Origin of the sequence: Bowmanella yangjiangensis (genome assembly GCF_017255015.1) — a bacterium.
Lineage (GTDB): Bacteria > Pseudomonadota > Gammaproteobacteria > Enterobacterales > Alteromonadaceae > Bowmanella > Bowmanella yangjiangensis.
On record NZ_JAFKCS010000876.1, the window covers coordinates 1 to 295 of the forward strand.

Consider the following 295-nt stretch of genomic DNA (forward strand, 5'->3'; position numbering starts at 1 on the left):
GGGCTGGGCACTGCACAGGTGGAGACGCTGCGCCGCGAGGGCTTCGCGGAGCAGCAGATCGTGCAGATCCGGCTTGGCGAGAACCCGGCCCGCCTGCTCGAACTGCGGCGCATCGATGCCTGGTTCACCGGCATCGACGAGGCGCTGTACATCTGGCACAAATCGGCGGCGCGCCGGCACGAGCTGCGCATGAGCCCACCCCTGGTAAGCACCGACCTCTACCTGGCCTGCTCGCTCGACTGCGACCGCCAGTTGGTGACGCAGCTGCGCGACGCCATCGCCCAGCTCGACCACG

1 protein-coding gene is annotated in these 295 nt (G+C 69.2%); it reads left to right on the forward strand.

The window, feature by feature from the left end; all coding sequences use genetic code 11:
- On the forward strand, positions 1-295 hold a 295-nt coding region (locus J0A65_RS27050; RefSeq protein ID WP_206597241.1), incomplete at both ends, for a hypothetical protein.